Origin of the sequence: Nonomuraea roseoviolacea subsp. carminata, assembly GCF_024172185.1 — a bacterium.
Classification (GTDB): Bacteria; Actinomycetota; Actinomycetes; order Streptosporangiales; family Streptosporangiaceae; genus Nonomuraea; species Nonomuraea roseoviolacea.
This window is the reverse complement of sequence record NZ_JAMZEC010000001.1, coordinates 6308494-6334100: the sequence shown is the minus strand read 5'-3', so window position 1 is coordinate 6334100 and position 25607 is coordinate 6308494. Positions and strand designations below refer to the sequence as shown.

The following is a 25607-nucleotide window of genomic DNA, read 5'->3' as shown; positions in this document are numbered from 1 at the left end:
GGGTCAGGCGTGACAGGGAAGATAGGGGATCAGCGCCCGCAGCACCTCGGCCGCATGCCGGGCAGCCGTGTTCTGCATGGCGTCGTTCTTGTCCTTGTCCGAATGGTCGGAGACGCCGCGAATCACTACCCAACCGCGCATGCCGGATGAGTTTCCGCGCTCGAAGAAGGCCTGCGCCAGGCCACCGGCCTCCATGTCGACCACGGACACCTTGTCGTTGTAATGCTTCAGATATTTCCTGATCTCGGACTCGGCGTCCGCGATGACGGCCTCGCCGGTCCCGATGACGCAGGGAATGACGTGGAACCCGCTTCCTTCGCTCTCGAAGCGCGCCGGTTCACCGTGGTCGACGAAGAAGCTGTTCACGGAGTTTCCCACTATGGCGGGTGTCTCCGGGTTCTCACCTCTGCGTTGGACCCCGTCGGCGGTTTCCTTTCGAAGGTCGTAGTAAACGACCCGCGTTCCTATGGCCACGTCGCCCGCCGAGACGTCGGGATGGAACCCGCCGCCGATACCGACAAGCGCGACGACCGCCGGCCGGAACGTTTCCCTGAGGTGCTCGAACGCGGCCATGGTGGATCGCTGGCCCTGATGCAGGGAGCGGATCATCGCCACCCTGGCGACCACGCCTCGGTGATCGACGCTCCCGCGCCAGTAGGGAATTCCCCCGACGACTTCTCGGTCAAGCCCGAGGGCGTCCTTCACCGCCCGGGCCTCCGAATCCTTGACTGTTATCACACCGACGTCCGACCGCGTGCCGATGTCGGCCTCCGGGGGATGATGGTGGACGACTGTGGCACCGTCGCCGACCGCGGTCCCGCTGATGGTCATGGAGCCGCCCTGATTGACTATTCCGCTGTTCTCGAACCGACTGGTCATGCGTGGCCTCCTGACGATTGGCCGAAGGATTCAGGGAGATCGAGTCTCATGGCGTTGGCGCCGACCGCGGAGTTGTTGACGTTGATGGACTCACCGAAATTCATGATTCCGGTGTTGATGATGCTGGTGGCCCGCTCCTCGAACTCCGAGATGTCGACCTTGTGCTCGCGCAGGAAATCGGTGGCCGCCTTCAGCAGACGATCCTCGATGAGCTTCACGTGGTCGGAGATGAGGGTTCGGTCGAGCTGGGCCGACTCCCACGACACCCGCTTCTCCTCGCGCACGCTCAGCTTCGGTCCGATCTTCACACCGCGTTTCGGATAGTGAATTCTGGTTCGTCGGGCTCGACAGGCTCCGAGCAGGACGGAAGGGACACGGAAGAGGCGCCACGCCTGCATGATGTCGGCCGGCAGCTCGACCAGAGCCCGGACCGCGGCCCGGAGGAGCGCGGTGGGCCCGTCCTCGCCGTACTCGTCGAGGACGTGGTACTCGTCCGGCGTGCGGGTCAGCGCACAGGCGGCGAAGTCGAGACTGAGCGCGCGTCCCTTGACCGTGATGCGGAGGAACACGGTGGTGACGAGCTCGCCGGACACGGAGGAACGGATCTCGAGGAAGTGATGGAACCGGTCGAACGGCCGATCGATGATGTCCTCGATCTCGTGTTCGGCACGCTCACCCTGCAGCCAGTCACGCCTGCCGTCGACATCGGCCTCCGCCACGTAGATCCGATCCGACATGCCGAAGCCGGGAAGGCTGGTGGCGTCGTCCTGCCCGTCGAGCCGTCGCATCTCCTTCTTCAGATAGGCGACCAGCTCATGCGCCTGGAACGGCAGGGGATCGAATTCCCTGGCCGCCATGCTGCCCTCGCCGAACTGCAACAGGTGGATGTTGAGCGGCGGGTTCCAGCGATGGATCAACCGCCCGGCCCCGACGAACGGCTTGTGCGAGTCGTCGAATGCCAGAATGTCGCGGAAGTCCCCGGGCGCCGGCTCTTTCTTGGCGGGCCTGCTGTAGATGACGAAGGTATGGCGCTGCTGTTCGTCGATCGTCCGGTACCGGCGGCTGTCCGGCGCCGGCAGTCTGCCCTTGGCCGTCTGGTGCAAGGCATGGCGCCGCGCCGCGGCGCAGCCACACACGACGAGGACCACCGACATTCCCATGATCGCTGCCTGCTGCAGCAATGAGACCAGCGGGACGCCGGTCGCGCTGGAGATCATGGGAACGGCGAGGACGAGGACGCCGCTGCTGACACAGGCAAGCTTCAGAGCACGCAGATGCACCGCGAGGTCGCGCGACTCACTACCCCAGCGGGCGCGGTGGAAGAACCGGTCCGCGCGCTCCTTGGCCTTCAGCGGTACCGCGATCAGCGCGTTGCGGACGGCGACGGTCGCCGACCAGCACAGGGCGAACAGCGCCGCCGCGACAGTGGCAGCCGCGGGAGCCCATGCGAGGCTACCCAGGAGAACGATGATGACCAGTGCCGAGCCGATCGTGTCCAGGCGCCACGCCCGCCAGGCGTGTGCGACAACCGGAACGAGATCGAAGCCGTAGGAGGGAGCGACCATGTGGTGGGAGTCGTTGTAGACACGGCGGATGACCATCTCGCGGAACTCGCGATCGAGGTACACGCCGGCGCAGAGATACCGTGTCGCCTTCGGAATAACCGTCCCTGCGCTGTTCTCGGGGCCTACCGTGCGCGATTGGGCCATGAGCCCTCCGGTGAGTTCTTCAGGTAAGACTGACCATAAGTGCGGCTCTAGTTAGAGTCAACCGGACCTTTAATAGAGGTATGGCAATGAGCAAGACAGTGCGTGGGCGCCGCCCGCCCGCCTCCGTGGCCGTGGCCGTGGATTTGGTGATCTTCACCGTTCGGGATGGGCGACTCCACGTCCTGCTGATCGAACGCGGCAACATGCCCCATCGCGGCGAAGCGGCCTTGCCCGGCGGATTCGTCCGCGACGGCGAGGCGCTGGACGCGACCGCGAGGCGGGAGCTGAGAGAAGAGACCGGAGTCGTCGGCGACACCCTGCACCTGGAACAACTGCACGCCTACGGCGCCCCCGAGCGCGACCCGCGTGGACGGATCGTCTCCATCGCCTACCTGGCGCTCGGCCCTGATCTACCGACGCCGAAGGCAGGAACCGACGCCGCCGCCGCTCACTGGACGCCTGTCTCCTCCATCCTCCACGGGCAGGTCACGCTGGCCTTCGACCACGAGCAGATCCTTCGTGACGGACTTGAGCGAGCCAGGTCCCAGTTGGAGCACACCACGATCGCCGCCGCGTTCTGCAAGGAGCCCTTCACCATCGCCGACCTGCGCCAGATCTACGAGGCGGTGTGGGGAGTGCCCCTCGACCCCAGCAACTTCCGCCGCAAGGTCATGAAAACGGACGGCTTCGTCGTACCCATCGGCGAACGACGACTTCCCGAGGTCGGCCGCCCGGCCGGCCTCTTCCGCCGCGGACCGGCCGAGACTCTCACGCCACCACTGATGAGATCGGGCAACGTCGGCTTGCGGTGAATGCGTGCGCTCTCCGGTTCCGCACAGCGACGAACGACGGCCCCTGGACGGCTCACTCGACAGGGGCTCGTCCGGAACCGGGGACGCCGTGACCGGCTAGCGTTCCTTGAGGCGGAGGGCTTCCTTGCGATTCTCGGCCTGGATGGCCTGCTCGCGCTCCAGCCACTCCGGGTTCTCCTCCTTCAGCGCCTCGATCTCGGCGGTGGTGAGCGGCTCGGTGATCCCGCCCCGGGCCAGGCCGGAGATGGAGACCTTGAGCTTGGCGGCGACGACCTGCTTGGGGTGGGGGCCGTTGCGGCGCAGATCGACGAGCCAGGCGGGCGGCTTCGCCTGCAACTCGTTCAGCTCGTCCCTGGAGACCACACCGTCCTGGAACTCGGCGGGTGTGGCCGAGAGGAGGACACCCAGCTTCTTGGCCGCGGTCTCGGGCTTCATCGTCTGGATGGTCTTCGACTTGGACGAGGTCATGTGCCAAGCGTAGTCAGTCGGAACGGGTTCCCCGGACATCGGTACGACATCGGTACGCTGAGGAAGTGACTGATGGGGAGACCGGCAGGACGTTCCGGCTGGCGTACGTGCCCGGGGTGACACCCGCGAAATGGGTGAACGTCTGGACCGAGAGGATGCCCGACGTGCCGCTCACCCTGATAGCGGTGCCCGCCGCCGAGGCGGTGGCGCTCCTCCGGGACGGCGGCGCCGACGCCGCCTTCGTCAGGCTCCCGGTCGACCGGGACGGGCTGAGCGTGATCCCCCTCTACGTGGAGACCACGGTGGTCGTGGTGCCCAAGGACCACGCGGTGGCCGCCGCCGACGAGGTGACCGCCGGCGACCTGGCCGACGACGAGGTGTTCCATCCGCTGGACGACACCATCGAGTGGACGGAACGGCCCGGGCTGCCCGCGTTCACCCGCCCGGCCACCACGGCGGACGCGGTCCAGCTGGTGGCGTCCGGCACGGGGCTCCTCCTGGTCCCGCAGTCGCTGGCGCGCCTCCACCACCGCAAAGATCTCACGTACCGGCCGCTGACGGACGTGCCGCAGTCTCAGGTCGCGCTGGCCTGGCCCTCGGACGCGACCACGGACCTGGTGGAGGATTTCATCGGCATCGTCCGCGGCCGGACGGTGAACAGCTCGCGCGGCCGCAACCCCGCACCGGCTGTGGAGAAACCGGCGCAGCGGAAGGCGCCGAAGCCCGCGCAGAGCGGCTCCGGCCGCCGGGCCGCGCCGAGCAGCCGTAGCGTTCCGGGCAACCGGAGAAAGAAGGGCAACCGGCCTCGATGACCCGCAGCTGCTCGGGTCTGGTGCGGGGGCTGACGAGATATGGCTCCAGGTCTCTTGCGGCTGATCCGGCCGTCGCTCTGCTTTTGCGGCCCTCGTGCGCGTTGTGCCGGGCACGACTCCGACGAACACCTTCAGCGGCAGCGCGTACCGCTCCTGGCAGTGCGCCGAGGCCGCCGCCGCCGAGCTGCGCCATGAGGATGAGGGTGGCGGAGAGTGCCGCGAACGTCGCGGTCACATACGTCGGGACGGACGCGGCGCGGCGCGGCGGGGCATGTGCAGCGAACCCCCATTCCATCCAGACCCGTTTGGCACGTCGGACGCATCCGGTGATGGGCACAGCGTGGAATACGTGAAGATCGGCGTCACCGCAGAGGGGCGGACACTCGATCCGGGACCGTACCTCGCGGTGCTCCCCGTCCTCAGTGCGAACCTTCCCGACGGAGCCCGCTCGTTCGTCACCGATCCGGCGCATTACGACTTCTACGGCCGGCGATGCGTCAAGGACCTTTGCCTGGCCTCCCTGGCGTTCATCCGGGACGGCGACGAGCAGTCCATCGAGCTCACGACTCGCCGCCTCATGGCTTCAGGCCGACTGCCCGGACCGCTGAGATGCCGCCTACGGGTCCCAGCACGCCAGTCCTTGTTGACCGTGATCGACTCGTGGGACATTGACCCATGGACGAATATCGGCGATCTCTCTGGTTCAAAATCTCCGCAGCTCTTGCGATCTTCGACTGTGGATGGACGGCATCAGGCCTGAGCATGGCGTTGTCAGACCTCAGCAAGCCCTGGCCGTTATGGCACTTATGGACCGGCATTGGACTCGGCTTCGTGGTCTCCATCATCAACGTGATCGGCCGCACGCGTTATCGGGCTCGGGCCAAGTCTTGAGTCATGGAGGCGGCCTGACAGCGAATCAGGCCGAAAGCGCTGCACACGCATACCGGCATGCCGCGTGGCTGCTCGAAGATTCATCGGCTCGACAGCCTCTCGACGTGGCGGACAAGGCGACGTGCAGGGGTTTGTGTTCGAGTATCCGGAGGGTTGCCGTGCGGCTACCGTCACCGTCCTGGATATCGTCCCGCGCAGGCTCCGGAGGGAATGCCGCCTTGACTGCCAGAGAAGAACTGATCACCGTATACGACGTGTTCTCGGCCTGCGCCTTCCCGAAAGCGACGGTGGCAGAGGAACTGGATGACCTCTTCTTCGAAGTCCTCCTACTGGACCCGTTCGTCGCCGCGAAAGGTCTGAGAACCCTCGATGGCAACATGACCGCAGCGGACTTCGCCGCCCTTGAGGACGCGGACAGGGATCTTCGGATTCTGCGGGAGGGTCTTGAGAGCGCGCAGCGCGAGCACAGCGAGGAGCGGGACGCCATCGCAGGCCTGATCGCCTATGTACAACTGATGCGCGGCGTCACAGGTGCCGCCCTCCTGATGAAGCAAGATTCGTGAGTTTGCAACGCCGGCCTGCGCGTTACTCGTACACGCTGCCGACCCGAATCTGAAGGGCGATACTCTGCCACGTCAACGGCTCAACAACATCTCCGAACGGGGCTCCTTCTCGGATGCACCCATTCCGTAGCCACGCTGCCCAGGCCTCCAGGAAATCGCCCACGTACCTGTGAGCCCATCGGCCCTCGTGATACTTGTTCCCCGCGTTCCATGCGCGCTCGCATTCAGCCTGATCTGCGGCGAAGTCATGGGCCATCAGTTCAAGGAACGCGGCGAAGCCTGCGATGTCCTGGACTTGCGCCACCTCCGGGGGCAGATCAGGGAGAATCATACGCGGAAGCATAGGCCCAGCCTCCTGTCTGATCACCCTGTCGCCGTCATCCCACTCACTGAGGAAGCGTGTGAGCCATAGCGCCGGCGCCGGCGAACGACACAACGGCCCTTCATGATCCGCTGCATTCGCGAATCACCGCCTCCGAGCGGAGGCCGAGGCCGATCAGCGCCACCATCACGAAGAACAGAAGAACACCAGCACCTGCCATGACGGTCCGCCTCCGGAGGGGACGAAAGCCGCGACAGAAGGGCAGCGCCACGGGTCAAGGGCGGCACTCCCCATGGGAAGAACGGCTCTTGGCCCGTGGTCCTTGGTCTGCTGGGCTCCGCCTGGGAGGGGCAGACGGGAAGGCCGGCCCCACGCCGGCCACCGACCACCTGAGCGCCTGAGCGCCTGAGCGCCTGTCGAGATCATCCAAGGAGCGGCGCTCTGTACCAGGCCCTGAGCTCCAGCCGCCTTGATCACGAACGACGTTCGGTGCCTCACTGTCGATGAGCTGAACTACTTCAGCCTGCCAGTCGGGCGAGGGCCAGTGTGTGTGCCTGGCCGAGGGATTCCACGGCAGCGCAAGGGACGTCCGGCCGAACACCGGTGCCCTCCCAGTTCGCGCCGGAGATGGGGTTGATGGCGCGGCCGGTGGGGATGGTGGTCTCCAGGTGGGGGTGGACGGTCCAGCCCTTGCACGGATGTGCGCCACCGCGGGTGGGCTCGCCCACGACAACGGCACGGCCGAGCTGCTGCAGGTCGTAGGCCAGTTCCTCGGCGGCGGAGAAGGTGCCGTCACTGGACAACACGTACAACGGTTTGCTGCCGCCGAAACGCGCGCCGGGAACGTGCGGCAGGCTCCAGGACTGCTCGCTGCGCTCGCCCCTGCGCCAGTACATGGTGTTGAGGTGGGTGCGCTCGTCCAGGAGGTAACTGCAGACGAAGGCGACGGTGTCCGGGTCGCCGCCCCGGTTGTTGCGAAGGTCCACGATCAGCGCCTGGGCGCGGGAGGCCAGGCGAGCGCGGCGCTCAGCGGTTCGGCGGCCCACTCCAGCGGAAACAGCATCGGCGCCAGCTCCACCACGGCTACCCCTCCGTCGAGCAACTCCACCCGGGGCGCACCGCCCAGCGAGGTGTCGAAGTCGCGGCGGATGGAGTCCAGGGTCGCCGCGCCCTGCTCGGGGGACACCGGGTCGGCGTGGTACTTCAGTCGCAGGTGTTTGTCGTCGTTGACGGACTGCAGGTCCTCGGTGACCACACGGGCGAGTTCCTCGGCACCGTCGACATCGTAGGCGCCCTCGGCGAGGCGTCGTTGTAGCAGGTCGGCGACCTGTTCGGCTATCTCAGGGAAGACGTAGTGCTCGGTCAGCAGTCGGGCTGTCTCATCGATGACAGGGGCGGGCTGAAGGTTCGTCAGAGTCGTCATGGCAGGGAGTAGAGCACTGCCTTTTCGAAAACGTCAAAGCCGGTCAGAAACCTTCGGTATGCATGATCAGCCTTCACACTTCGCATCTCCTGAGAAATGGTCTGGAGATCGGCGCGCATCAGCAGTGCGTGGCGCTCGCTCACCCGTTGCATGTTGCCTTCGCCCCTGGGCCACCAGCGGCACAGCCCGGCCACTCCGGAGGGCCGCCCCCACCTCACCGGCCTTCGGGGCGACGGCCCTTGGGGCGCGGGGCCAAATCTCGTTGGTGGTCAAGCTTTGATCGCCGCTGAGCGCAGCATCGAGCCCACTGATCGGATGGTCATCGTGGGGCGACAGCGGCCGGGCGAAGCCTGGCTCTCAGGAAGGGCGTCGGACGGCCCACCCGGGAGGTGGGTGCGCAGGGTGGGCCGGATCCGGCGGGTGCCGGCCCGGCGAGCGGCCGAGTGGGACGAGCGGGTGATCGGCGCCCGGCGTGATGAGGTCTGGTCGGAGAGAAGGGAGCCGCAGCCCACTTGACGCCCGGCTTGGCTTGCAGGACGACGCCGGTCAAGGGCCTGGGGAGGCGGGCAACCGTTGGCGGGCTCCAGTGGGTCATAACGGGAGCCGGTACGACGGGAAGGGCACGGCTGATGCGAGACAAGTCGGATTTCGTGGCATATGTCGAGGCGCGATCGCCACGACTGTTACGAACCGCGTACCTGCTCTGCCGTGATTGGGCGCAGGCGGAGGACCTGCTCCAGACCACGCTGGTACGCGTGTGGCGGGCCTGGGGCAGGGTGGGCGAGTACCAGGACGCCTACGTGTCCCGGGTCCTGGTCAACACGTACCTGTCCTGGCGGCGCCGGTTCTGGCGGCGCGAGCTGCCCACGGACGCACCACCCGAGACGGTCGTACCGGACGACAGGATCGGCATGATCGACGAGCGGGCGGTGCTCTGGGCGGCGCTGGGACGCCTGCCGCCACGCCAGCGGGCGGTGCTGGTGCTGCGCTTCTTCGAGGACCTGCCCGAATCCGCCGTGGCCGAGATTCTGAACTGCTCCATCGGCACCGTCAAGAGTCAGAGCAGCAAGGCGCTGGCCAAGCTGCGCATCGACCCCGAGATCGCGCCGCCGGCGGTGGCGTCCCGTATGGAAGGAGAGCTGGGATGACGCCTGCCCCGCGTAAGCTGCGTGATCTGTTCGACGACATGAGCGCCGACGCGCCGGACAACCACCGGCGCCTCGCCCAGCTCGAGCGGCGCATCCGCAGCGACACCCGCCGCCGGGCCGCCGGCGCCGCCATGGCGGGGGTGACCGTACTGACAGCCGCCGGCCTCTTCATCCCCGCGTTCCTCCTTCCCGGCCCGGCCGTGTCGCCGCGCGAGACAACGACGGCCGTCCGGCCGGCGGCCGAGCTGCCGCCGCGGTTCACCTCGGGCGATGGCTCCGCCTACCGCCGTCTGGCCTCGGCCACGCTCAAGGCGGAGTCCAAGGGGGAGAAGAAGGCGTCGGTCACGGTCCCGGTCTCGGGCAAGCCGCTGGAGGTGGCCGCGCTGTGCCCGGAGGGCAACCCCGCCGAGGTGGCGAGACCGAGGGTCATCGTGGACGGCAAGCCCTCCAGCAACTGGTTCCAGCAGTGCCTGACCAGGGAGGGGAGGGGAATGGTCATGGGCTCGGTGAGCGTGCCGAAGGGCGTCGAGCAGGTGACCATCACCTTCGACATCACGGATGGGGGCTGCGTCGGGAAGAAGGGCGAGCCGTGCCCGACCCGCACGTTCTTGCAGCCCGCCGACTGGCCGTTGGCGGTCTACGAGTACACGCCGCCGGCCCAGCCGGTCGAGCCGGATCCGGTCGGGCCCTTCCCCGTCAGACTGGGGACCCAGAAGCTGGCCGGACAGGCCTCGGGGGTGTGGCCGCGGAAGTCGTCCTTCGCGCTGACGGTCACGAGCCCGGGCGGCTACTTCCGCATCGAGCACCTGTGTACGGGTGATCTGGCGGATCGGCTCTTCGTCTCGTACCAGATCGGCGACGAAGCCTCCGAGGGGGAATGGGCCTGTGGTCACCGGACCCTGGACGAGACGAACGCGCTGCTGTGGAGCCAGAAGGTCCCCAAGGGGACGAAAATCATCGTCTCGGGCAAGGTGCGGATGCATGGGGGACATTCCAACCGCCAGGTCGGCTGGTCGGTGGGGGTGTACTCGAGCAAGATAGTCAAGCTTGCACGCTGAGCTCCCACAGCGAGGAGCCGTACGCGGTGGCCCGCCGGGTCAGGGAGGGGCAGGGGTGGGGGCGGGCGCCAGACGACCCACCTGGGAGGTGGGTGATGGGTGAGCGTCCAGGATGGGCGGGACCGGGTTCGAACCGGTGCCCCCTCGCTTGCAAGGAGCCCCGATCCACCCTTCGCCCGGTCTGACCTGGATCAACACGACGCGATCACCCCGCGCTCGCCGGGCTCGTGACGGGTTCACGCTGCACGAGGACACCTGCGTACATGCGAGAGCCCTCGACGCGCGCGAGGCGTTTCGAGGGCCGGTAATTCCACGATCAATCCATTTGGAACATGCTGGTCAGCGATTCGGTCGAATCGACGCGCAGGGATTCGGCTGCCAGATCACGAAGCTGATCGGCGAACGCGAGAGCCTGCTCGGGCGTGAGCCGCGGCTCGGTGCCGAGGTAGAAGACGACGATGTCGCCGAGCGGCGAGCGCACGGCAGCGAACGGTGAAGGCGGGGAGATGACCATGATGGGGATCATCATCCCGCGCCGCACCGACAGTTTTCCTCTCGTTTTCAGACTCGTTCAGACTCGCCGCGAGGTGATGTCGTCTCCTGCTCGCGCGGCCACCAGTGCCCGCCTGTACGTCTTCACCGGCTCCTTCCGGGCGCTGGTCAGGTCCGCGTACCCCTGAGCCCCGTACGAAGTTCGGCAGGCGTGGCATTCCGACCCGGCGGGCTGCCCGTCCTCGTCGAGGCGCTCGTACAGCTCGGCGAACCCGCAGTCGCGGTGGACGCCGGCCATGTGGCGTGGAGGCTGCCGGTTGTCGGTCAGCAGGCGCCGGCACCTGTGGGCCAGGCAGAGCAGGTCGCGGCCGGCGTCGGCGCCGGACAGTTCGACGAGTTCGCCATCGCGGATCATCGGCTCCGGAACGAGGGCGAGCAGCGTGTCAGGATGGACCGCCAAGACGGTCCACGCTCGACCTGGCAAGCTTGAGCGCCGTTCTCTGGAAGATCACCTCATGGGGGTGCTCCAGGCACCGTCATGCCTCCCGACACGGGTAGGGAGCAGCTTGTGGAGCCTCGGGCGCAGCATCGAGCCCATTGATCAGATGGTCATCATGGGGCGGCAGCCCGCCGGGCGAAGCCCGGCCCTCAGGAAGGGCGTCCGAGCGGAGCGAGGGCCATGGTGTGTGGGCGGGCGTCAGACGGCCCACCCGGGAGGTGGGCAACGGGTGGGTGTGCAGGGTGGGCGGTACCGGGTTCGAACCAGTTAGTCGTGCTGCGGTAGGCACCATGATGTCACTCAGTTTGTCACTCGCGGTGGTCAGGCCGCATAGGTGTAGTGGTGTGGCCAATCACCGGTCTTTGACTTTCCCTTGAAGATGGCACGTAGAGCAAGCTGGGCCTGCCTCGGCAGGGCATCTTTATCCACTGGGGCGCCAGTCGCCTTATGAATGCTCACCACGCCCACGAGGTCGTCGGGGCCTTCGCCGTACTCGTAGGTCACGGTCTCCTCGGTTTCGGCGGTCTTGATGATAAAGGCTAAAAGTGCGATTTTCCTCTCCCGTCTGTGGCGGCCACTGCCCGCTCAGCTCGGTACCACCGATCAAGCGCCCCTGACGTGACCGACATGCCCAAGAAATCCTAACAAAAAGGATCTTGGAATCAGCTGGTCGTCTCCGCTGTTGCTCGCAGCGTGAGGAAGGGTCAACAGCCGTGGATCGTGTCCGATGAGCTGTGGGCGCGGATCGAGCCGTTACTGCGCGCGCCTGGCGCCAGGATAGGTTCACCGGGCGCCGCTGACGGGTAGGACAACAGCGGTCAAGCATCCCCGCGTCCACCGCGTCATGATCGTGACCATAGGTCACAGTCGTACTTGGCAACTGTGAAATCCCCGAAGCGGCCATGCGAATCGCGATGATCGCTCCAGGCACCGTGATGCCTCCCTCCATGGGCAGGGAACAGCTGTTGGAGCCTCGGGCGCAGCATCGAGTCCACTGATCGGATGGTCATCATGGGGCGGCAGCCGCCGGGCGAAGCCCGGCCCTCAGGAAAGGCGTCCGAGCGCAGCGAGGGCCATGGCGTGCGGGCGGGCGTCAGACGGCCCACCCGGGAGGTGGGCAACGGGTGGGTGTGCAGGGTGGGCGGTACTGGGTTCGAACCAGTGACCCCTCGCTTGTAAGGAGCCAAGATCGGCCGTACACGCCGCCCGACCTCGGCCGACGCAACGCGATCACAGCCCACCCGCCAGGCTCCCGCCGGACCTAATGGCACGCTAATGGCACGACGATCATGCTCCTCCCCCACGTCACCATGCCATCTGATCAGGGCTTCCTCATCGTGCCGGGGCCGGCGAATGGCACGCGAATGGCACGCCCGTACGGACGTACACGCCTCCACACCCGATCTTCCCGTCTGCCTCGTCCCACCTGGAAGGCAGCGGGCCAAGGGCCACGGGTCAAGGGTGGAGCTCCCCACTGGAAGAACGACCCTTGACCCGTGGCCCTTGGTCTGCTGGGCTCCGCCTGGGACGAGGTAGACGGGAAGATCGGCTCACGTCAGCCACTGACCACCTGGACGCCCGTCGCGATCATCCCGGAGCCGAGGCCCCCGCCGGAGGCTCTATCTACGGCGGCGCAGCAACACCGTGGCAAGCCAAATGAGGGTGGGCAGCAGAAGGATCAAGACCATGAGACCGACCCCGAGAGCGATCTCGGCGTCGGTCACTGGACTACCTGAGAGATCATCGTCCACCTAGTGAAGGTATCCGCTGCGAGGGTCGGCGGTATACCTCGTGCCCAGCGCGGCCTGAGCACGGCCGCGCGCGAGAACGGCCCCCAGGCCGCACGCGCAGCGTGCGGCCGAGCGCAGGCCGCGCCGGCGGCGCGGAGCGCCGCCCTTGATCCCTATAAGCACAATTCTGCAACACACCCCGCTCCTTAGACCGACGGGGGCATGAAATTGGCTAGACTTTGATAGTTCCGGGGCCTGAGCGGACCAGATGGGAATGCGATGTATATTAGCCGAGTTGTCTTGAACAACATAAAAGGCTTCGAGCAAGCAGACCTTGATTTTTGCCCAACGGCAGACCAATACCCAGGTTGGGCAGTCGTTACCGGCGACAATGGATCCGGAAAAACAGCACTCCTAAAGGCGGTATGCCTCGCCCTGCTTGGGCCCGACCAAGCCAGAGGCCTTATTCAGGACCTGAGGGGATGGGTTACCGAAGGGGCCCCGAAAGGTACAATATCGGTCGAGGTGAAGCCGGATCAAGAAATTGATCGAACAGCTAAAGGTGGCGCCCCAGTTCAGTCCACTTTTTGGGCTGAAATCGCGATAGTCCCCGAAGGGCCTACTTGGGAAATCAATCCTACGGATGTATTCAAGAAAAAGAAGCGTGGCGCCCTAAATGGGCCTTGGGCACAGTCAACGCCGGGCTGGTTCGCGCTTGGCTACGGACCTTTCAGGCGATTGTATGGCAGCTCTCCTGACGCCCAGCGCTTGATGGTTATACCTGGAAGAATTCCTAGATTCGCCACTCTCTTTAAGGAAGATGCCACCCTCGGTGAGTGCGAGCAATGGGTGAAGCAGCTCAAGTACCGCAAGCTAGAGGCCAGGCAGGAAGAGGGAACCATCCTTGACAGCCTGCTCTCGCTCCTTGGCGATGACTTTCTCAGACAAGGGATAACAATAGAGGAAGTCAACTCCGAGGGCATGTGGTTGCACGATGCCACCGGGAGACGAATGCCCCTCTCAGACATGAGTGAGGGGTATAGAGCAGCGCTGGCGATGCTTATAGATATATTCCGCCACATGGTGGAGAGCTACGGCATCGATGGACTTGTGCAGAAGCATCCAGACGGATCTTCGTATGTCAACCGCCCAGGCGTTGTCCTCATCGATGAAATCGATGCGCACCTGCATCCAGAATGGCAGCGCGAGATCGGCTTTTGGTTGCGTAGACATTTCCCCTTCGTTCAGTTTATCGTCACGACGCACAGCCCACTGGTGTGCCAAGCTGCCGATGGAGGAAGAATCTACCATCTCCCAGCATCCAGCACCGGAGAGCCGTTCATGCTTTCGGAGAAGGATTACGTTAGGGTCATCACAGGGAAACCGGATCAGATTCTTCTTACGCCTGCCTTTGGCCTGAAAGACACGCGGTCGCCGAAAGCAGTCGAGGCCAGAAGGAAGCACTCGCGACTTGTTGCCAAGAAGCTTGCACGCGGCCTGACCGAAGAGGAAGCAAAGGAACTCGGCTACGTGTCCTTGTTCGCAGATGAAGAGTTGGCGTAGGCTATGCGGCGACTCTACCGACCTACACTACCATTAGAGGTGCGTCTTGATCTGTTCCGACGCAGCAAGCTAGCACTCACAAAAGAGGATAGCCGTAAAGCGTGGAATAGTTTTAGACGATCGAAGCAGGCTACCCCGGCGCTAGAAGCCCTAGCCCAGATGAGCGGCAAGCGCGTCAGGTGTTTCTATTGTGGCGACTCTATCGGTGCAGACATAGATCACTACTGGCCCATCGCCCGCAAATGTAGCTTGACATTCTCATGGCACAATTGGCTACTGGTGTGTCCCAACTGCAACCGCCACAAGTCAGATAGCTTCCCCGTAGACGCCCAAGGCCACCCTTTGCTGCTAAATCCTGCGACACAGGACCCTTGGAAGCATTTCGTCCTGGACGCGAAAACTGGATTGATTGCCCCACGCTACAAAGACGAGGCCTTTGACGAAGTTGGGGAAGCTACTCTCGACGTTCTCGATTGCCTACTTAACGAAGCAATTGCAGAAGGACGCTTAAGAGTTATTCGCCGACTACAGCGCGCGGTTAAGGATTTGCTTTCCAGCGTCGATCTGAACAAGTCCTGGGCGAGACTGTTGCAGGAAGTCTCTGAAGACGACTTCGGCGTATCTCTATGGCTGTTCGCCTGGGAGGGCAGTCAAGAAGAACCGTTTCTAAGCTTCAGAACGACATTTCCCAATCTGGCTCGTCGAACAGTCTCATATGCGGTTCAGTGGCCGTATGCGGCGGCACCTGGCAAGGACGCACAGCTGTGATAACAGAACTGCGACCCGCTTAGACCTTTAATCAAGCAATTCAGGATGACGAGTGGTTAGAGCTCGTCGCGCCATCATGAACCGTTCGTGAAACTCATCAGCAAGGGCTTCATTGCGGTAACGCTGCCGTAGGACGCGATCGAGATCCCCAGCTCGATTGACTAGGTCAGTAAGAGACCGGCGGTCGATGTCGAATGCTGCTATACCTTGCTCAACCGCTGCGTCGAGGTCTCCGCGGCGGGCGTGAACGATACCGAGGTCTATGTGGGCGTCTGCAACCCGCATGGGAGCGTTGGATGTGCCGTCCGGACGGGTGTGCATCTGGATGGTCTCGCGGGCGTGCTCTTCGGCACGGTCGTCGTCAGCGAGCCAGGTATAACAGGTCGCCGCGTAGAAGACCCACTTGGCATGGTCGAACACGAAGTGGTGATCCGGGTTGTCGGGCATGGGCAGGCGGCTGAGAACTCCGGCACCACGGGTCAATGCGCGGTCTGCCTCGCGTCGGTCGCCGATGCGGGCCAAACCACGGGCTTCCTGAAGAGTCAGTTGGACCATAGCGCTGGTCTGGCCAGCGACGGCCTGACCCATACGGGCCGCGGTGACCACGTCCTCATAGCGGCCCTCGACCAGGGCAAACCATGCCGACATCTCATGTGCCCATCCCATGAGTTCACCGTGGCCCACCTGGCGGCCCATCTCAAAGGCGGCTCGGCGCGCTGTTTCGGCCTCTTCTCGCTCTCCTAGGTCGTAGTGAACACACCCGAGTAGGGCGGTCAGCCAGCCGGTGATGACAAGGAGTTCGCGGTGCTGGTCGAGAGTGAGGCGTCCGGCTAGGAGCTTGTTGACCTGTGCGAGGCGCTTCTGCGTCCGGTCGCGCAGCGTAGTGGCCGGCACCACGGGATAGGCGCGGCAGAGCAGATCGACGGCCTCGGCCAGGGCTTCCAAGGTGCCAGTACCGACGTCGGATGCCTGGAGCTGCTGGGCAAGTTCCATAGTTCCGTATAGCTCGGCCTCTGCCCGTAGGGCGTCCATCGGCAGGATGGCCGTCGCCTCGATGAGGCGGCTGCCCGTCTGCCTGGTCTGCGAGAACCCCAGTGCCTCCGGCTGCAATCCCGTCAGTTGGGTCAGTGCCAGCCGGTACGGCGAGCGTGGCCAGCGGACTTCCCCGGCCTCCCAGCGTCGGATGCGCTCCTCGTCACAGGTCAGGCGTTCCGAAATGCCGATTTGGGTGCTGTTAATTCGGTCGGCCATTTCGGCGCGCGTGAGCTGGTGTTCGTTGCGCCATGCGCGGAGTTGGACATTGGGAATGTTCTCGGGCATCTACGGGCCTTCCTCCCGGCTGGGGCTCAAGAGGGGGATTAGAGGGGGCCGTTCGGGGGTCCTGCGTTTCTCCTTTTGACGGTGGACTTGCCATCAACCAACAAGGTACGTGAAGCGGCCTCCCGACACAGGGAACGCCGGATGAATCGAGGAGATGGCGACGGTGACCGGGCCAGACGAGAACAGCGAGACAACGCCCTGCCCGGCATGCCGGGGACGCGGAATCAAGCTGCGCGACTCGCGCCGCGCGCTCCTCATCGGCAGCGGCGATGGAGACGAGGTTCCAAGGGAGGAACGGCAGTGTCTCGGCTGCCTCTGAAGCGGCCGGGCCGAAGGGAGCGGGAAATGAACTCGATCATGGCTGCGGCCATGGCCGGACTCGCGCAGCAGAGCGAGAGCGATGCGCTGATCCGGCTGCGCGACAGGCTGGCCCGTCTCGGCGTCAACGCCGAGTTGCGGGAGAACAACAGTGCTCTCATGGTGCATCGGCCTGGCCGGGGCTGCCGGTGTGGGTGTTCGTCGGCTACGGCGGCGCGTACTACTCCTGGCAGAGCGCTGAGCAGCGTCATCCGATCGATGACGTGGAGGGCGCCGCGAACGTCTTGGCGGAGTACATCGCCAAGTGAGGACGGACGCGGCGAGGCGGTGACGGCCTTGGCCAGGAGGGGACCAGGGTGGGCCGTCTCATCGCCTCGTCGCGTCTCCCCGCCCGGCAGGCAGTCACTTCCACGCCCTGGGAGGGTCGCCCCCGATCCCTCCCCTGGCTGCCTGCCGGGCCTTTTCCTGGACGGCTCGCGTTTACCGCAGTGACGTGGGCAGGCGGCGCTCGGCCAGGTTACTCTCAAACTTGGTAAAACAACCTGTCGGGTGTTGGACGGTCATAATGTCGCTAGAGTCCGTGCCGCCGAAGTATGCGCAGCTTGTGCAGGCCCTTCAACGGCGTATCGAGGCGGGAACCTACCGCCCGGCTCCATGCTCCTCAGCGAGCATCAGCTCTTCCAGGAGTTCGGCGTCTCCCGGCTCACGGTTGTGGCGGCGTTGCGGGTGCTGCGTGAGCAGGGCTGGATCGAGTCCCAGCAGGGCAAGGGCCGCTTCGTGCGGGGCCGTCCTGCGATGGCGTCGGTGGAGTCCAACCGCACAGGTCAGGCGTACCTGACCAGTCCGGAGACGGACTCCCCTGGTGAGTTGGTCGAGGCCGGCGCGATGGCACTGCCCAACCGCGTGGCGGCGTTGCTGGATGCGCAGCTCAAGAGCAAGGCTTTCCTGCGCCGGCGGCTGGTCACTCGTGAGGGCGAGCCGAGTGAGCTGGTCTCGCTGTGGCTGCCTCTGGAGCTGTCCGAGGGCACCGATCTGACCAGCGGTGAGGCGTTGCCGCAGGGCATACGGCAGCATCTCCAGTCACGTAAGGGCGTGCGCTTCGATCACATCGTGGAGCAGATCACCGCACGCATGCCCACCGCCCAGGAGGTCAAGCAGCTCGGCATGCCGAAGAACGTGCCACTGCTGGCCGTCTTCGGAGCCGTTCGGGACGCTTCGAGTCGTCCGCTGGTCGTGGTGGAAGTGCTGCTACCGGCCGACCGTCACGAGCTGGAGGACGCCTACCCGGTGGCGTGATGGTCCGTCTCTACGTGCAGCGCCAGTCCCAGTCGCTGCCGTGCCTGTCGTGGACTTCGACAATCACCCGGCGGTCTGCCGTGTCTCCTGAGTCTTCGAAGGACAAGGAGATCGTCGCGCTCTCCTCGGCTCCTCTGATCGCGGCCTTGCGGTAGTACTTCCGGATCTCCTCCTGCGTGAGCTTGGTCTGCAAAACGATCTTGATCAGGTAATCGCAGTAGTCACCATTGCCTCCGAACATGGTTCGCCCGAAGTCCGTGAAGCGCCTGCCGGAAAGCTCTCTCGTCTCTGGCGGGAGCGGATAGGTCACCACCCGCTCCAGCAGAGCATCGAGGCGGTCATCGTCACGCCAGACGGGCGGCATGACGAATGCGAACACCAAGACGAGCACGCCGATGAGGGGTAGGGCAACAGCGGCCAAGCATCCCCACGTCCACCGCGTCATGATCGTGACCATAGAGCACAGTCGTACTTCGCAACTGCGCAATTCTCTAAGCGCCCATGCGAATCGCGTTGATCGCTCCAGGCACTGTGATGCCTCCCACCATGGGCAGGGAACAGCCGTTGGAGCCTCGGGTGCAGCATCGAGTCCACTGATCAGATGGTCATCATGGGGCGACAGCCGCCGGGCGAAGCCCGGCCCTCAGGAAAGGCGTCCGAGCGCAGCGAGGGCCATGGTGTGCAGGGCGGGCGTCAGACGGCCCACCCGGGAGGTGGGCAACGGGTGGGTGTGCAGGGTGGGCGGTACTGGGTTCGAACCAGTGACCCCTCGCTTGTAAGGCGAGTGCTCTACCGCTGAGCTAACCGCCCCTGATCGGCACTACACCTTACGACACCAACGGCTGGGATCGCACATCAAGAGCCCAGCCCGGGCCCAGTTCGGGGCGGCCGGCGGCGCGCCAGCCCAGGAGGGAGGCGCCGAGCATGCCGGCGTCCACGCCCAGGGCCGCCGGGTGCAGGGGCGGTGCGGCGCGGAAGGCGAGGCGCTTGACGAGGCGGGTGCGGACCGGGTCGAAGAGCGCCGGGCCCGCCTCGGCCAGGCCGCCGCCCAGCACGATCATGGTGGGGTCCAGCAGCAGCGTGTACGTGGCGAGGGCGAGCGACAGGGCCTCCACGGCCTCGTCCCAGACCTCGATGGCCACCGGGTCGTCCGAGGAGACCACCTGCTCGGCCCGTATCCCTTCCAGGCCCGAGCGCTGGCTGTAGCGCCTGCCGACCGAGGCGGCCGAGGCGTACGTCTCCAGGCAGCCGAACTGGCCGCACGCGCACTGCTCCCCGTCCGGGAAGACCGGGATGTGCCCGATCTCGCCGCCCCAGCCCGAGGCGCCCCCGTACGGCTCGCCGTGCAGGATCATGGCGCCGGCGATGCCGGTGCCGATCGGCAGGAACAGGAAGTCGGAGACGCCGCGCCCCGCCCCGAGGACGCTCTCGGCGAGGCCGCCCGTGCGGACGTCGTGGCCGAGCAGGACGGGGACGTCCAGCGGCGTGAACGCGGTGGCCGGGACGTCGCTCCAGCCGAGGTTGGCGGCGTACAGGGCGGTGTCCTCGGAGACCAGCCCGGGAACGGCCAGGCCGACCCCTGCCGGGGTTCCGTCGCCCGAGCCCGCCAGGTGCCCGATGAAGTCGCGGATCGCCGTCACGACCGCCTCGGGCCCCTCCGAGACCGGAGTGGGGCGTCGCTCGCTCAACAGCACCGCGCCGGACTCGCTGACCAGGCCGCCCTTCATGGACGTGCCACCGACGTCGAGCGCTACGACGAACGAACTGCTCCTAGGTTCGGACACGGTACGAGACGATAGCGCAGCTCAGTAAATGTCTGGAAAGGGGTCTCCGGGGCTTGTACGAGCCTCTGTCCCCTTTTGTCCGCCTTTCTGGCACCCCTGTCACGGGCAGGCCGGCCCTCTCCGGGACCACCGGCCGTACAGCGACTTCGCGGTTCAGGCGCGGCCCAGGACCCGGTTCAGGGCCGCCTCCACCTCCGCCGACAGCCCCGGCGGGGCTCCCGACGGCGCAGCCGACCCCGCGAAAGCCCTGGCCCGCGCCATCCGCACCGCCCCGCAGGCCCGGCACTCCACCTCGCCCAGACGGCAGATGAGCGCCGTGGACCCGCACGTGCGGCAGCAGTCGAGGTCGAGGTCGTGCAGGCGCTGGCAGTCAGGGCAGATGAGCACCTGGGACTCCCGGCGTACCCCGCGCTGCCACGGGCTGGCGCCCTTGACGGGGTCGGTCTGCCGGGCCCCGCAGCGGTAGCAGGGCATGGTGTCCTCCGTTACGAGATGTCGGCGAGTGCCTTCACGTAGGCGGCGACGTCACGTGCGGTGCCGGCCGGGTTGACCACCGACCACCGGATCACGCCCCCACCGTCGATGATGAAGGTGCCACGCCGCGCGATGCCTTTCGCATCGTCGAAGACACCGTACGCCCGGGCGACCTGTCCATGTGGCCAGAAGTCGGAGAGCAGGGGAAAACCGTAACCCTCCTGGTCCGCCCAGGCACGGTGCGTGAACAGGGAGTCGACCGAGACGGTGAGGATCTGCGCGTCGGTGTCGAGATCGCGCAGGGCGGCCAGCTCGCTCTGGCAGACCCCGCTGAAGGCAAGCGGGTAGAAGACCAGCACGACCTTCCGGCCCCGGAAGCCGGACAGCCTCACGGGCGTGCCGTGCTGGTCCTGAAGCTCGAAGTCCGGAGCCACGGCGCCCACCGCGGCAGGATGTTGCGTCACGGGACTCATCCTGCCGTATCCGGCCGGCGCTGATGCTCCCTAGCGTCGCCCCTTGGGCGAGACGAGCCTGGTCCCCGACCAGTCGGGGGCGGCGGAGATGCTGCTGGTCTGCGAGAGACCCGCGGTCGCGGCGTCCTCCCCGATGTCGCTCGGCTCCACGTGGCCGTCGCGTCCGGCCTTCGGAGTCAGCAGCCAGATCTGGCCGCCTTCGGCGAGGCCTCGCATGGCGTCGCTCAGGACGTCGAACAGGTCCCCGTCGCCGTCACGCCACCACAGCAGCACCACATCGACGACGTCGTCGGTGTCCTCGTCCAACAGCTCGTTGCCGGTCAGGTTCTCGATGGACTCGCGAAGCTTTTCGTCGACGTCCTCGTCCCAACCGATCTCCTGCACCACCTGACCCGGCTTGAGGCCGAGTCGTTCGGCCAGGCCGCGCTCGCCCTGCGCCTGACCCGCGGTCGCGCTCACGTTTATCCCTCCTGCTTGAGTGGCCCCGCTTGTGCGGTTATCGCTTCGGGACAGTCCACACGCTGTGACCCTCAGTCGTCAACGGTCGCCACGGGTACGGCCGTAGGCGGCCATAATTAATCGGACAGAAATGACAGTCGAACCTGGCGTTGCGGGTTGTCGACATTGAGGTCGACGAGGGCGATCGACTGCCAGGTGCCCAGCGCCAGCCGGCCGCCGACCACCGGGACGGTGGCGTACGGCGGGATGAGCGCCGGCATCACGTGAGACCTGCCGTGCCCGCGCGAGCCGTGGGCGTGACGCCATCGGTCGTCGGCCGGCAGCAGGTCGCGCAGCGCGGCGATCAGGTCGTCGTCGCTGCCCGAACCCAGCTCGATCAGGACCACGCCGGCGGTCGCGTGCGGGACGAAGACATGCAGCAGGCCGTCCTCGCCCTGTTCGCGCACGAAGTCCGCGCACGCCGGCGTTATGTCGTGCACGGTCTCGCGCGAACCCGTGGCCACGGAGATGATCTGGGATCTCACACGTGAATTCTACTGAGGCACGATGACCGCATCCGGGCCGGGAAACACCAGTCCGGTGTGCCCGTCGTCGAACCGCACGATGTACGGGGGGCCGCCGTTCGCCCCGTGGATCTCGATGATGACTCCCCCGTGATCCATTTCTCCGACGACGTTCCCGTGCACGAGGAGCCGATCGCCTACCGTCGCGTTCATATCTCCACATTCGTACGATGGCCGCCAAACGAAAAGGGGGATGTCCGCCTCCCACCACGAGGTCAGGAAAAATCATGACCGAACCGTTACGCTGCTCGAACGCCCCGGGCCCCCTCTCCTGGACGACACGCCCGGCGTCCCGGCAAGCCGAGGTCTGATCGGTCAGCTCCGTCCGGCTGCCCCCTTCCTTGAGGCCGCCCTCCTGAAGAAGGTTGTCGGGCGCGCCGGATACGCACCCCTTCTGTGGGCCCGTCGCGCGCGGGGCCCGGCACGTGAACACCGAACGTGAGCGGGCGCGGAGAATCGGGAGTGCAGGGGCCCGGGATTCGGGGGCGCGCGGCACGGGACGGGACATGCTCCGACCGCGAAGGTGATCACGGGACGCCGGGGGCACGGCATGCGATCGCGCGGGGCCTGGGCGAGACTTCCCTTACCCCTGGGGCGACACCCCTGGGGCGGCGTCGCGTGGTCGTCGCACCAGGTCCGGCGGCTAGAATCGCGCGGCGTGCGGGCCGTCCCGCCCCCCGCGGATGACGGTGTCCACCCTTCGGGGGATACTCCACACATGAGGGCGAAATTTCCCAGGTTTTCCCGACTTGTTAAATTGGCCGGCCAATGTAACCTTGGCCCTTGATTCGTCCTACCATCGGTGGTCTAGGCCACCACTAGCCGCCCTGCCAGCAGGGACGTCCTGGTTACCGGCCAGTAGAGATGCACTTTCTACGACGAGCGACCAGGATGGAAGGCGACCCAGACCAGACATCCGTCATCCTCGGAAGGCGAGACCCAGTGGCTTCCGGACGCCAGCGTTTCTCGATCATCAGCGACGGCCTACCCAGCCAGTTGCCTGATGTCGACCCCAGCGAGACCAACGAGTGGCTCGAGTCCCTCGACAACGTCGTCAAGACCGAGGGCCGCACGAGGGCCCGTTATCTCATGCTCCGCATGCTGGAGCGCGCCCGCGAGCACCAGGTCGGCGTGCCTGGCCTGCGCAGCACCGACTACATCAACACGATCCCGCCGGAGCGCGAGCCGTGGTTCCCGGGTGACGAGCACGTCGAGCGCCGCATCCGCGCCTACATCCGCTGGAACGCCGCGATCATGGTGTCCCGCGCCAACGCGCGCACCAACGTCGGCGGCCACATCGCCACCTACGCCTCCGCCGCGTCCCTCTACGAGGTGGGCTTCAACCACTTCTTCCGCGGCAAGGACCACGGCGAGTCCGGCGACCAGGTCTTCTTCCAGGGCCACGCCGCGCCCGGCATCTACGCCCGCGCCTTCCTGGAGGGCCGCCTCAACGAGGCCCAGCTCGACGCGTTCCGGCAGGAGCTCTCGCACGGCTTCCACGGCCTGCCCTCCTACCCGCACCCGCGCCTGATGCCCGACTTCTGGGAGTTCCCCACGGTGTCGATGGGTCTGGGCCCGATCGGCGCCATCTACCAGGCGCGCTTCAACCGCTACCTGCTCAACCGGCAGATCAAGGACACCAGCCGCAGCCACGTCTGGGCGTTCCTCGGCGACGGCGAGATGGACGAGCCCGAGTCGCTCGGCGCCATCGGCGTGGCGGCCCGTGAGGAGCTCGACAACCTCACCTTCGTCATCAACTGCAACCTGCAGCGCCTCGACGGCCCGGTACGCGGCAACGGCAAGATCATCCAGGAGCTGGAGTCCTACTTCCGCGGCGCCGGCTGGAACGTCATCAAGGTCGTCTGGGGCCGCGACTGGGACCCGCTGCTGGCCGCCGACGTCGACGGCGTGCTGGTCAACCAGATGAACACCACCCCCGACGGCCAGTTCCAGACCTACTCGGTCGAGTCGGGCGCCTACATCCGCGAGAACTTCTTCGGCGGCGACCCGCGCCTGCGCAAGATGGTCGAGCACCTGACCGACGACGACATCCGCAAGCTGTCGCGCGGCGGCCACGACTACCGCAAGGTCTACGCCGCGTTCAAGGCGGCCCGCGAGCACGTCGGCCAGCCGACCGTCATCCTCGCCCAGACCATCAAGGGCTGGACCCTGGGCAAGGACTTCGAGGCGCGCAACGCCACCCACCAGATGAAGAAGCTCACCAAGGCCGAGCTGAAGGAGTTCCGCGACCGGCTCTACCTGCCGATCCCGGACTCCGCGCTGGAGGGCGAGCTGCCCCCGTACTTCCACCCGGGCGAGAACGACCCCGAGATCGAGTACATGAAGGAGCGCCGCGCGGCGCTGGGCGGCGTGCTGCCCAAGCGCGTGGTGCGCGCCAAGCCCGTCAAGCTGCCCGGCGACGACGTCTACAAGACGTTCGGCAAGGGCTCGGGCAAGCAGCAGGTGGCCACCACCATGGCGTTCGTGCGCCTGCTGAAGGACCTCATGCGCGACAAGGAGATCGGCCACCGGTTCGTGCCGATCATCCCCGACGAGGCGCGCACGTTCGGTCTCGACGCGATGTTCCCGACGGCCAAGATCTACTCGCCGCACGGCCAAACGTACGAGGCCGTCGACCGCGAGCTGCTGCTGTCGTACAAGGAGGCCGTGCAGGGCCAGATCCTGCACGAGGGCATCAGCGAGTCGGGCTCGATGGCGTCGGCGATCGCCGCCGGCACCTCGTACGCCACGCACGGCGAGCACATGATCCCGATCTACATCTTCTACTCGATGTTCGGCTGGCAGCGCACCGGCGACCAGATGTGGCAGCTCGGCGACCAGATGGGCCGCGGCTTCCTGCTCGGCGCCACGGCCGGCCGCACGACGCTGAACGGCGAGGGCCTGCAGCACGAGGACGGCCACACGCCGCTCATCGCCTCGACCAACCCGGCCGCGATCTCCTACGACCCGTCGTGGGCGTTCGAGGTGGCGCACATCGTCAAGGACGGCCTGCGCCGCATGTACGGCGAGCAGCCCGAGGACGTCTTCTACTACCTGACCGTCTACAACGAGCCCTACCTGCAGCCGGCCGAGCCGGCCGGGATCGACGTGGACGGCCTGCTCAAGGGCCTGTACAAGTTCGCCGACGGCCCGCAGACGCAGGGCCCGAAGGCCAACATCCTCGCCTCCGGCGTGGCGGGCCCGTGGGCCGTGGAGGCCCAGCGGATGCTGGCCGAGGACTGGGGCGTGTCGGCCGACGTCTGGTCGGCGACGTCGTGGAGCGAGCTGCGCCGCGACGCGCTCGCCTGCGACGAGCACAACCTGCTCAACCCGGAGGCCGAGCCGCGCGTGCCGTACGTGACCCAGGCGCTGTCGCAGGCGCGGGGCCCGTTCGTGGGCGTCAGCGACTACATGAAGGCCGTGCAGGACCAGATCGCCCAGTGGGTCCCGGGTGACTGGTCGTCGCTCGGCACCGACGGGTTCGGCCTGTCCGACACCCGCTCGGCGCTGCGCCGCCACTTCCACGTCGACGCGGCGTCGATCACGCTGGCCGTGCTCACGAGCCTGGTCAAGCGCGGCGAGCTCGACGGCGAGGTGCTGAGTGAGGCGATCGCCCGCTACCACCTCAAGAACGGCGTGACCGAGGCCGGCGGCGCCGAGAGCAACGACACGCAGTCGATGGGCGTCTGACCCGGCGCGCACGACCACGACAGGCGGGGTGAGGCGACGCGTTCGCGAAGGGCGCGGCGCCTCACACCGTTCCTGGTGGAGTCTCACGTATTG

27 protein-coding genes and 1 tRNA gene are annotated in these 25607 nt (G+C 66.2%); 10 read left to right on the top strand and 18 right to left on the bottom strand.

The annotated features are described in order from the left end of the window. Positions 1-3: 3 nt before the first annotated feature. Together HD595_RS29315 and HD595_RS29310 are read right to left on the bottom strand one after the other, a co-directional pair. Entirely contained in the window at positions 4-879 is an 876-nt protein-coding gene (locus HD595_RS29315; protein ID WP_253774552.1) for a 5'-methylthioadenosine/S-adenosylhomocysteine nucleosidase family protein, read from the bottom strand. After that, positions 876-2588 (bottom strand): hypothetical protein, encoded by a 1713-nt coding sequence (locus HD595_RS29310; RefSeq protein ID WP_253774550.1) that lies wholly within the window; start codon positions 2586-2588, stop codon positions 876-878. The genes HD595_RS29315 and HD595_RS29310 overlap by 4 nt, the downstream gene beginning before the upstream one ends. 131 nt (positions 2589-2719) lie before the next feature. Here HD595_RS29310 and HD595_RS29305 point away from each other — a divergent pair, with 131 nt between their 5' ends. Further along, positions 2720-3400, top strand: a complete 681-nt coding sequence (locus tag HD595_RS29305) for an NUDIX hydrolase (RefSeq protein WP_253781355.1) — start codon at positions 2720-2722, stop codon at positions 3398-3400. Between the two features lie 96 nt (positions 3401-3496). On the opposite strand, the gene HD595_RS29300 is transcribed toward HD595_RS29305, so the two are convergent. Next, the gene (locus HD595_RS29300; RefSeq protein WP_253774548.1) at positions 3497-3868 is read right to left on the bottom strand and encodes a DUF5997 family protein; all 372 of its coding nucleotides are present in this window, start codon (positions 3866-3868) and stop codon (positions 3497-3499) included. 65 nt (positions 3869-3933) lie between these two features. On the opposite strand from HD595_RS29300, the gene HD595_RS29295 reads away from it, so the two are divergent. The 3 genes from HD595_RS29295 to HD595_RS29285 all read left to right on the top strand — a co-directional run bounded on the left by HD595_RS29295 (position 3934) and on the right by HD595_RS29285 (position 6134). Next, positions 3934-4680 (top strand): LysR family substrate-binding domain-containing protein, encoded by a 747-nt coding sequence (locus HD595_RS29295; RefSeq protein WP_253774546.1) that lies wholly within the window; start codon positions 3934-3936, stop codon positions 4678-4680. 349 nt (positions 4681-5029) lie between these two features. Then, on the top strand, positions 5030-5440 hold the full coding sequence (locus HD595_RS29290; protein WP_253774544.1) for a hypothetical protein: 411 nt from the start codon (positions 5030-5032) through the stop codon (positions 5438-5440). A 349-nt stretch (positions 5441-5789) separates the two neighbouring features. Beyond that, on the top strand, positions 5790-6134 hold the full coding sequence (locus HD595_RS29285) for a hypothetical protein (protein WP_253774542.1): 345 nt from the start codon (positions 5790-5792) through the stop codon (positions 6132-6134). An 840-nt stretch (positions 6135-6974) separates the two neighbouring features. Here the strand turns inward: HD595_RS29285 and HD595_RS29280 are convergent. The 3 genes from HD595_RS29280 to HD595_RS29270 are packed head-to-tail and all read right to left on the bottom strand — an operon-like array spanning position 6975 to position 8022. Further along, on the bottom strand, positions 6975-7442 hold the full coding sequence (locus HD595_RS29280) for a S41 family peptidase (protein WP_253774540.1): 468 nt from the start codon (positions 7440-7442) through the stop codon (positions 6975-6977). Positions 7443-7444: 2 nt separating this feature from the next. Next, complete coding sequence (locus tag HD595_RS29275; RefSeq protein ID WP_253774538.1) at positions 7445-7879, bottom strand: S41 family peptidase; 435 nt, start codon at positions 7877-7879, stop codon at positions 7445-7447. Beyond that, a complete protein-coding gene (locus HD595_RS29270) occupies positions 7876-8022 on the bottom strand; it encodes a hypothetical protein (RefSeq protein WP_253774536.1) in 147 nt (48 codons plus the stop codon). Before HD595_RS29270 ends, HD595_RS29275 begins: the two co-directional genes overlap by 4 nt. A 486-nt stretch (positions 8023-8508) precedes the next feature. On the opposite strand from HD595_RS29270, the gene HD595_RS29265 reads away from it, so the two are divergent. Both HD595_RS29265 and HD595_RS29260 read left to right on the top strand, forming a co-directional pair. Beyond that, entirely contained in the window at positions 8509-9027 is a 519-nt protein-coding gene (locus HD595_RS29265) for a SigE family RNA polymerase sigma factor (RefSeq protein WP_253774534.1), read from the top strand. Next, entirely contained in the window at positions 9024-10085 is a 1062-nt protein-coding gene (locus HD595_RS29260) for a hypothetical protein (protein WP_253774532.1), read from the top strand. The genes HD595_RS29265 and HD595_RS29260 overlap by 4 nt, the downstream gene beginning before the upstream one ends. Before the next feature lie 316 nt (positions 10086-10401). On the opposite strand, the gene HD595_RS29255 is transcribed toward HD595_RS29260, so the two are convergent. From HD595_RS29255 to HD595_RS29245, 3 genes are all read right to left on the bottom strand, one after another. After that, positions 10402-10599 carry a hypothetical protein gene (locus HD595_RS29255; protein WP_253774529.1) on the bottom strand — a complete coding sequence of 66 codons (198 nt, stop codon included), beginning with the start codon at positions 10597-10599 and terminating at the stop codon, positions 10402-10404. Positions 10600-10656: 57 nt separating this feature from the next. Next, positions 10657-11037 carry a hypothetical protein gene (locus HD595_RS29250; protein WP_253774527.1) on the bottom strand — a complete coding sequence of 127 codons (381 nt, stop codon included), beginning with the start codon at positions 11035-11037 and terminating at the stop codon, positions 10657-10659. A gap of 360 nt (positions 11038-11397) precedes the next feature. After that, complete coding sequence (locus tag HD595_RS29245; RefSeq protein WP_253774525.1) at positions 11398-11580, bottom strand: hypothetical protein; 183 nt, start codon at positions 11578-11580, stop codon at positions 11398-11400. A 1526-nt stretch (positions 11581-13106) separates the two neighbouring features. Between HD595_RS29245 and HD595_RS29240 the strand changes: the two genes are divergently transcribed. Beyond that, positions 13107-14369 carry an AAA family ATPase gene (locus HD595_RS29240; protein WP_253774523.1) on the top strand — a complete coding sequence of 421 codons (1263 nt, stop codon included), beginning with the start codon at positions 13107-13109 and terminating at the stop codon, positions 14367-14369. Between the two features lie 39 nt (positions 14370-14408). Further along, the gene (locus HD595_RS29235) at positions 14409-15137 is read left to right on the top strand and encodes an HNH endonuclease (protein ID WP_253774521.1); all 729 of its coding nucleotides are present in this window, start codon (positions 14409-14411) and stop codon (positions 15135-15137) included. Positions 15138-15164: 27 nt separating this feature from the next. Here the strand turns inward: HD595_RS29235 and HD595_RS29230 are convergent, their stop codons facing one another. After that, positions 15165-16457 (bottom strand): NsdA family TPR-like regulatory protein, encoded by a 1293-nt coding sequence (locus HD595_RS29230; protein ID WP_253774519.1) that lies wholly within the window; start codon positions 16455-16457, stop codon positions 15165-15167. Positions 16458-17324: 867 nt separating this feature from the next. Between HD595_RS29230 and HD595_RS29225 the strand changes: the two genes are divergently transcribed. After that, positions 17325-18071, top strand: a complete 747-nt coding sequence (locus tag HD595_RS29225; RefSeq protein ID WP_308211259.1) for a GntR family transcriptional regulator — start codon at positions 17325-17327, stop codon at positions 18069-18071. A 10-nt stretch (positions 18072-18081) separates the two neighbouring features. On the opposite strand, the gene HD595_RS29220 is transcribed toward HD595_RS29225, so the two are convergent. From HD595_RS29220 to HD595_RS29185, 8 genes are all read right to left on the bottom strand, one after another. Beyond that, entirely contained in the window at positions 18082-18516 is a 435-nt protein-coding gene (locus HD595_RS29220) for a hypothetical protein (RefSeq protein WP_253774515.1), read from the bottom strand. A gap of 293 nt (positions 18517-18809) precedes the next feature. Then, positions 18810-18881, bottom strand: a tRNA-Val gene (locus HD595_RS29215). Between the two features lie 17 nt (positions 18882-18898). Then, positions 18899-19855 (bottom strand): ROK family protein, encoded by a 957-nt coding sequence (locus HD595_RS29210; protein ID WP_253774513.1) that lies wholly within the window; start codon positions 19853-19855, stop codon positions 18899-18901. Between the two features lie 153 nt (positions 19856-20008). Next, complete coding sequence (locus tag HD595_RS29205; RefSeq protein ID WP_253774511.1) at positions 20009-20329, bottom strand: hypothetical protein; 321 nt, start codon at positions 20327-20329, stop codon at positions 20009-20011. Between the two features lie 11 nt (positions 20330-20340). Then, positions 20341-20802 carry a peroxiredoxin gene (locus tag HD595_RS29200; protein ID WP_420540721.1) on the bottom strand — a complete coding sequence of 154 codons (462 nt, stop codon included), beginning with the start codon at positions 20800-20802 and terminating at the stop codon, positions 20341-20343. A gap of 30 nt (positions 20803-20832) precedes the next feature. Then, complete coding sequence (locus tag HD595_RS29195) at positions 20833-21261, bottom strand: DUF3052 domain-containing protein (protein ID WP_175602481.1); 429 nt, start codon at positions 21259-21261, stop codon at positions 20833-20835. A 116-nt stretch (positions 21262-21377) separates the two neighbouring features. Then, positions 21378-21785: a secondary thiamine-phosphate synthase enzyme YjbQ gene (locus HD595_RS29190; protein WP_253774507.1), complete on the bottom strand. Its 408-nt coding sequence runs from the start codon at positions 21783-21785 to the stop codon at positions 21378-21380. 9 nt (positions 21786-21794) lie between these two features. Continuing rightward, positions 21795-21977: a DUF1918 domain-containing protein gene (locus tag HD595_RS29185; protein WP_253774505.1), complete on the bottom strand. Its 183-nt coding sequence runs from the start codon at positions 21975-21977 to the stop codon at positions 21795-21797. A 789-nt stretch (positions 21978-22766) separates the two neighbouring features. Between HD595_RS29185 and aceE the strand changes: the two genes are divergently transcribed. After that, positions 22767-25514: a pyruvate dehydrogenase (acetyl-transferring), homodimeric type gene (aceE, locus tag HD595_RS29180; protein WP_344582412.1), complete on the top strand. Its 2748-nt coding sequence runs from the start codon at positions 22767-22769 to the stop codon at positions 25512-25514. Positions 25515-25607 lie beyond the last annotated feature (93 nt).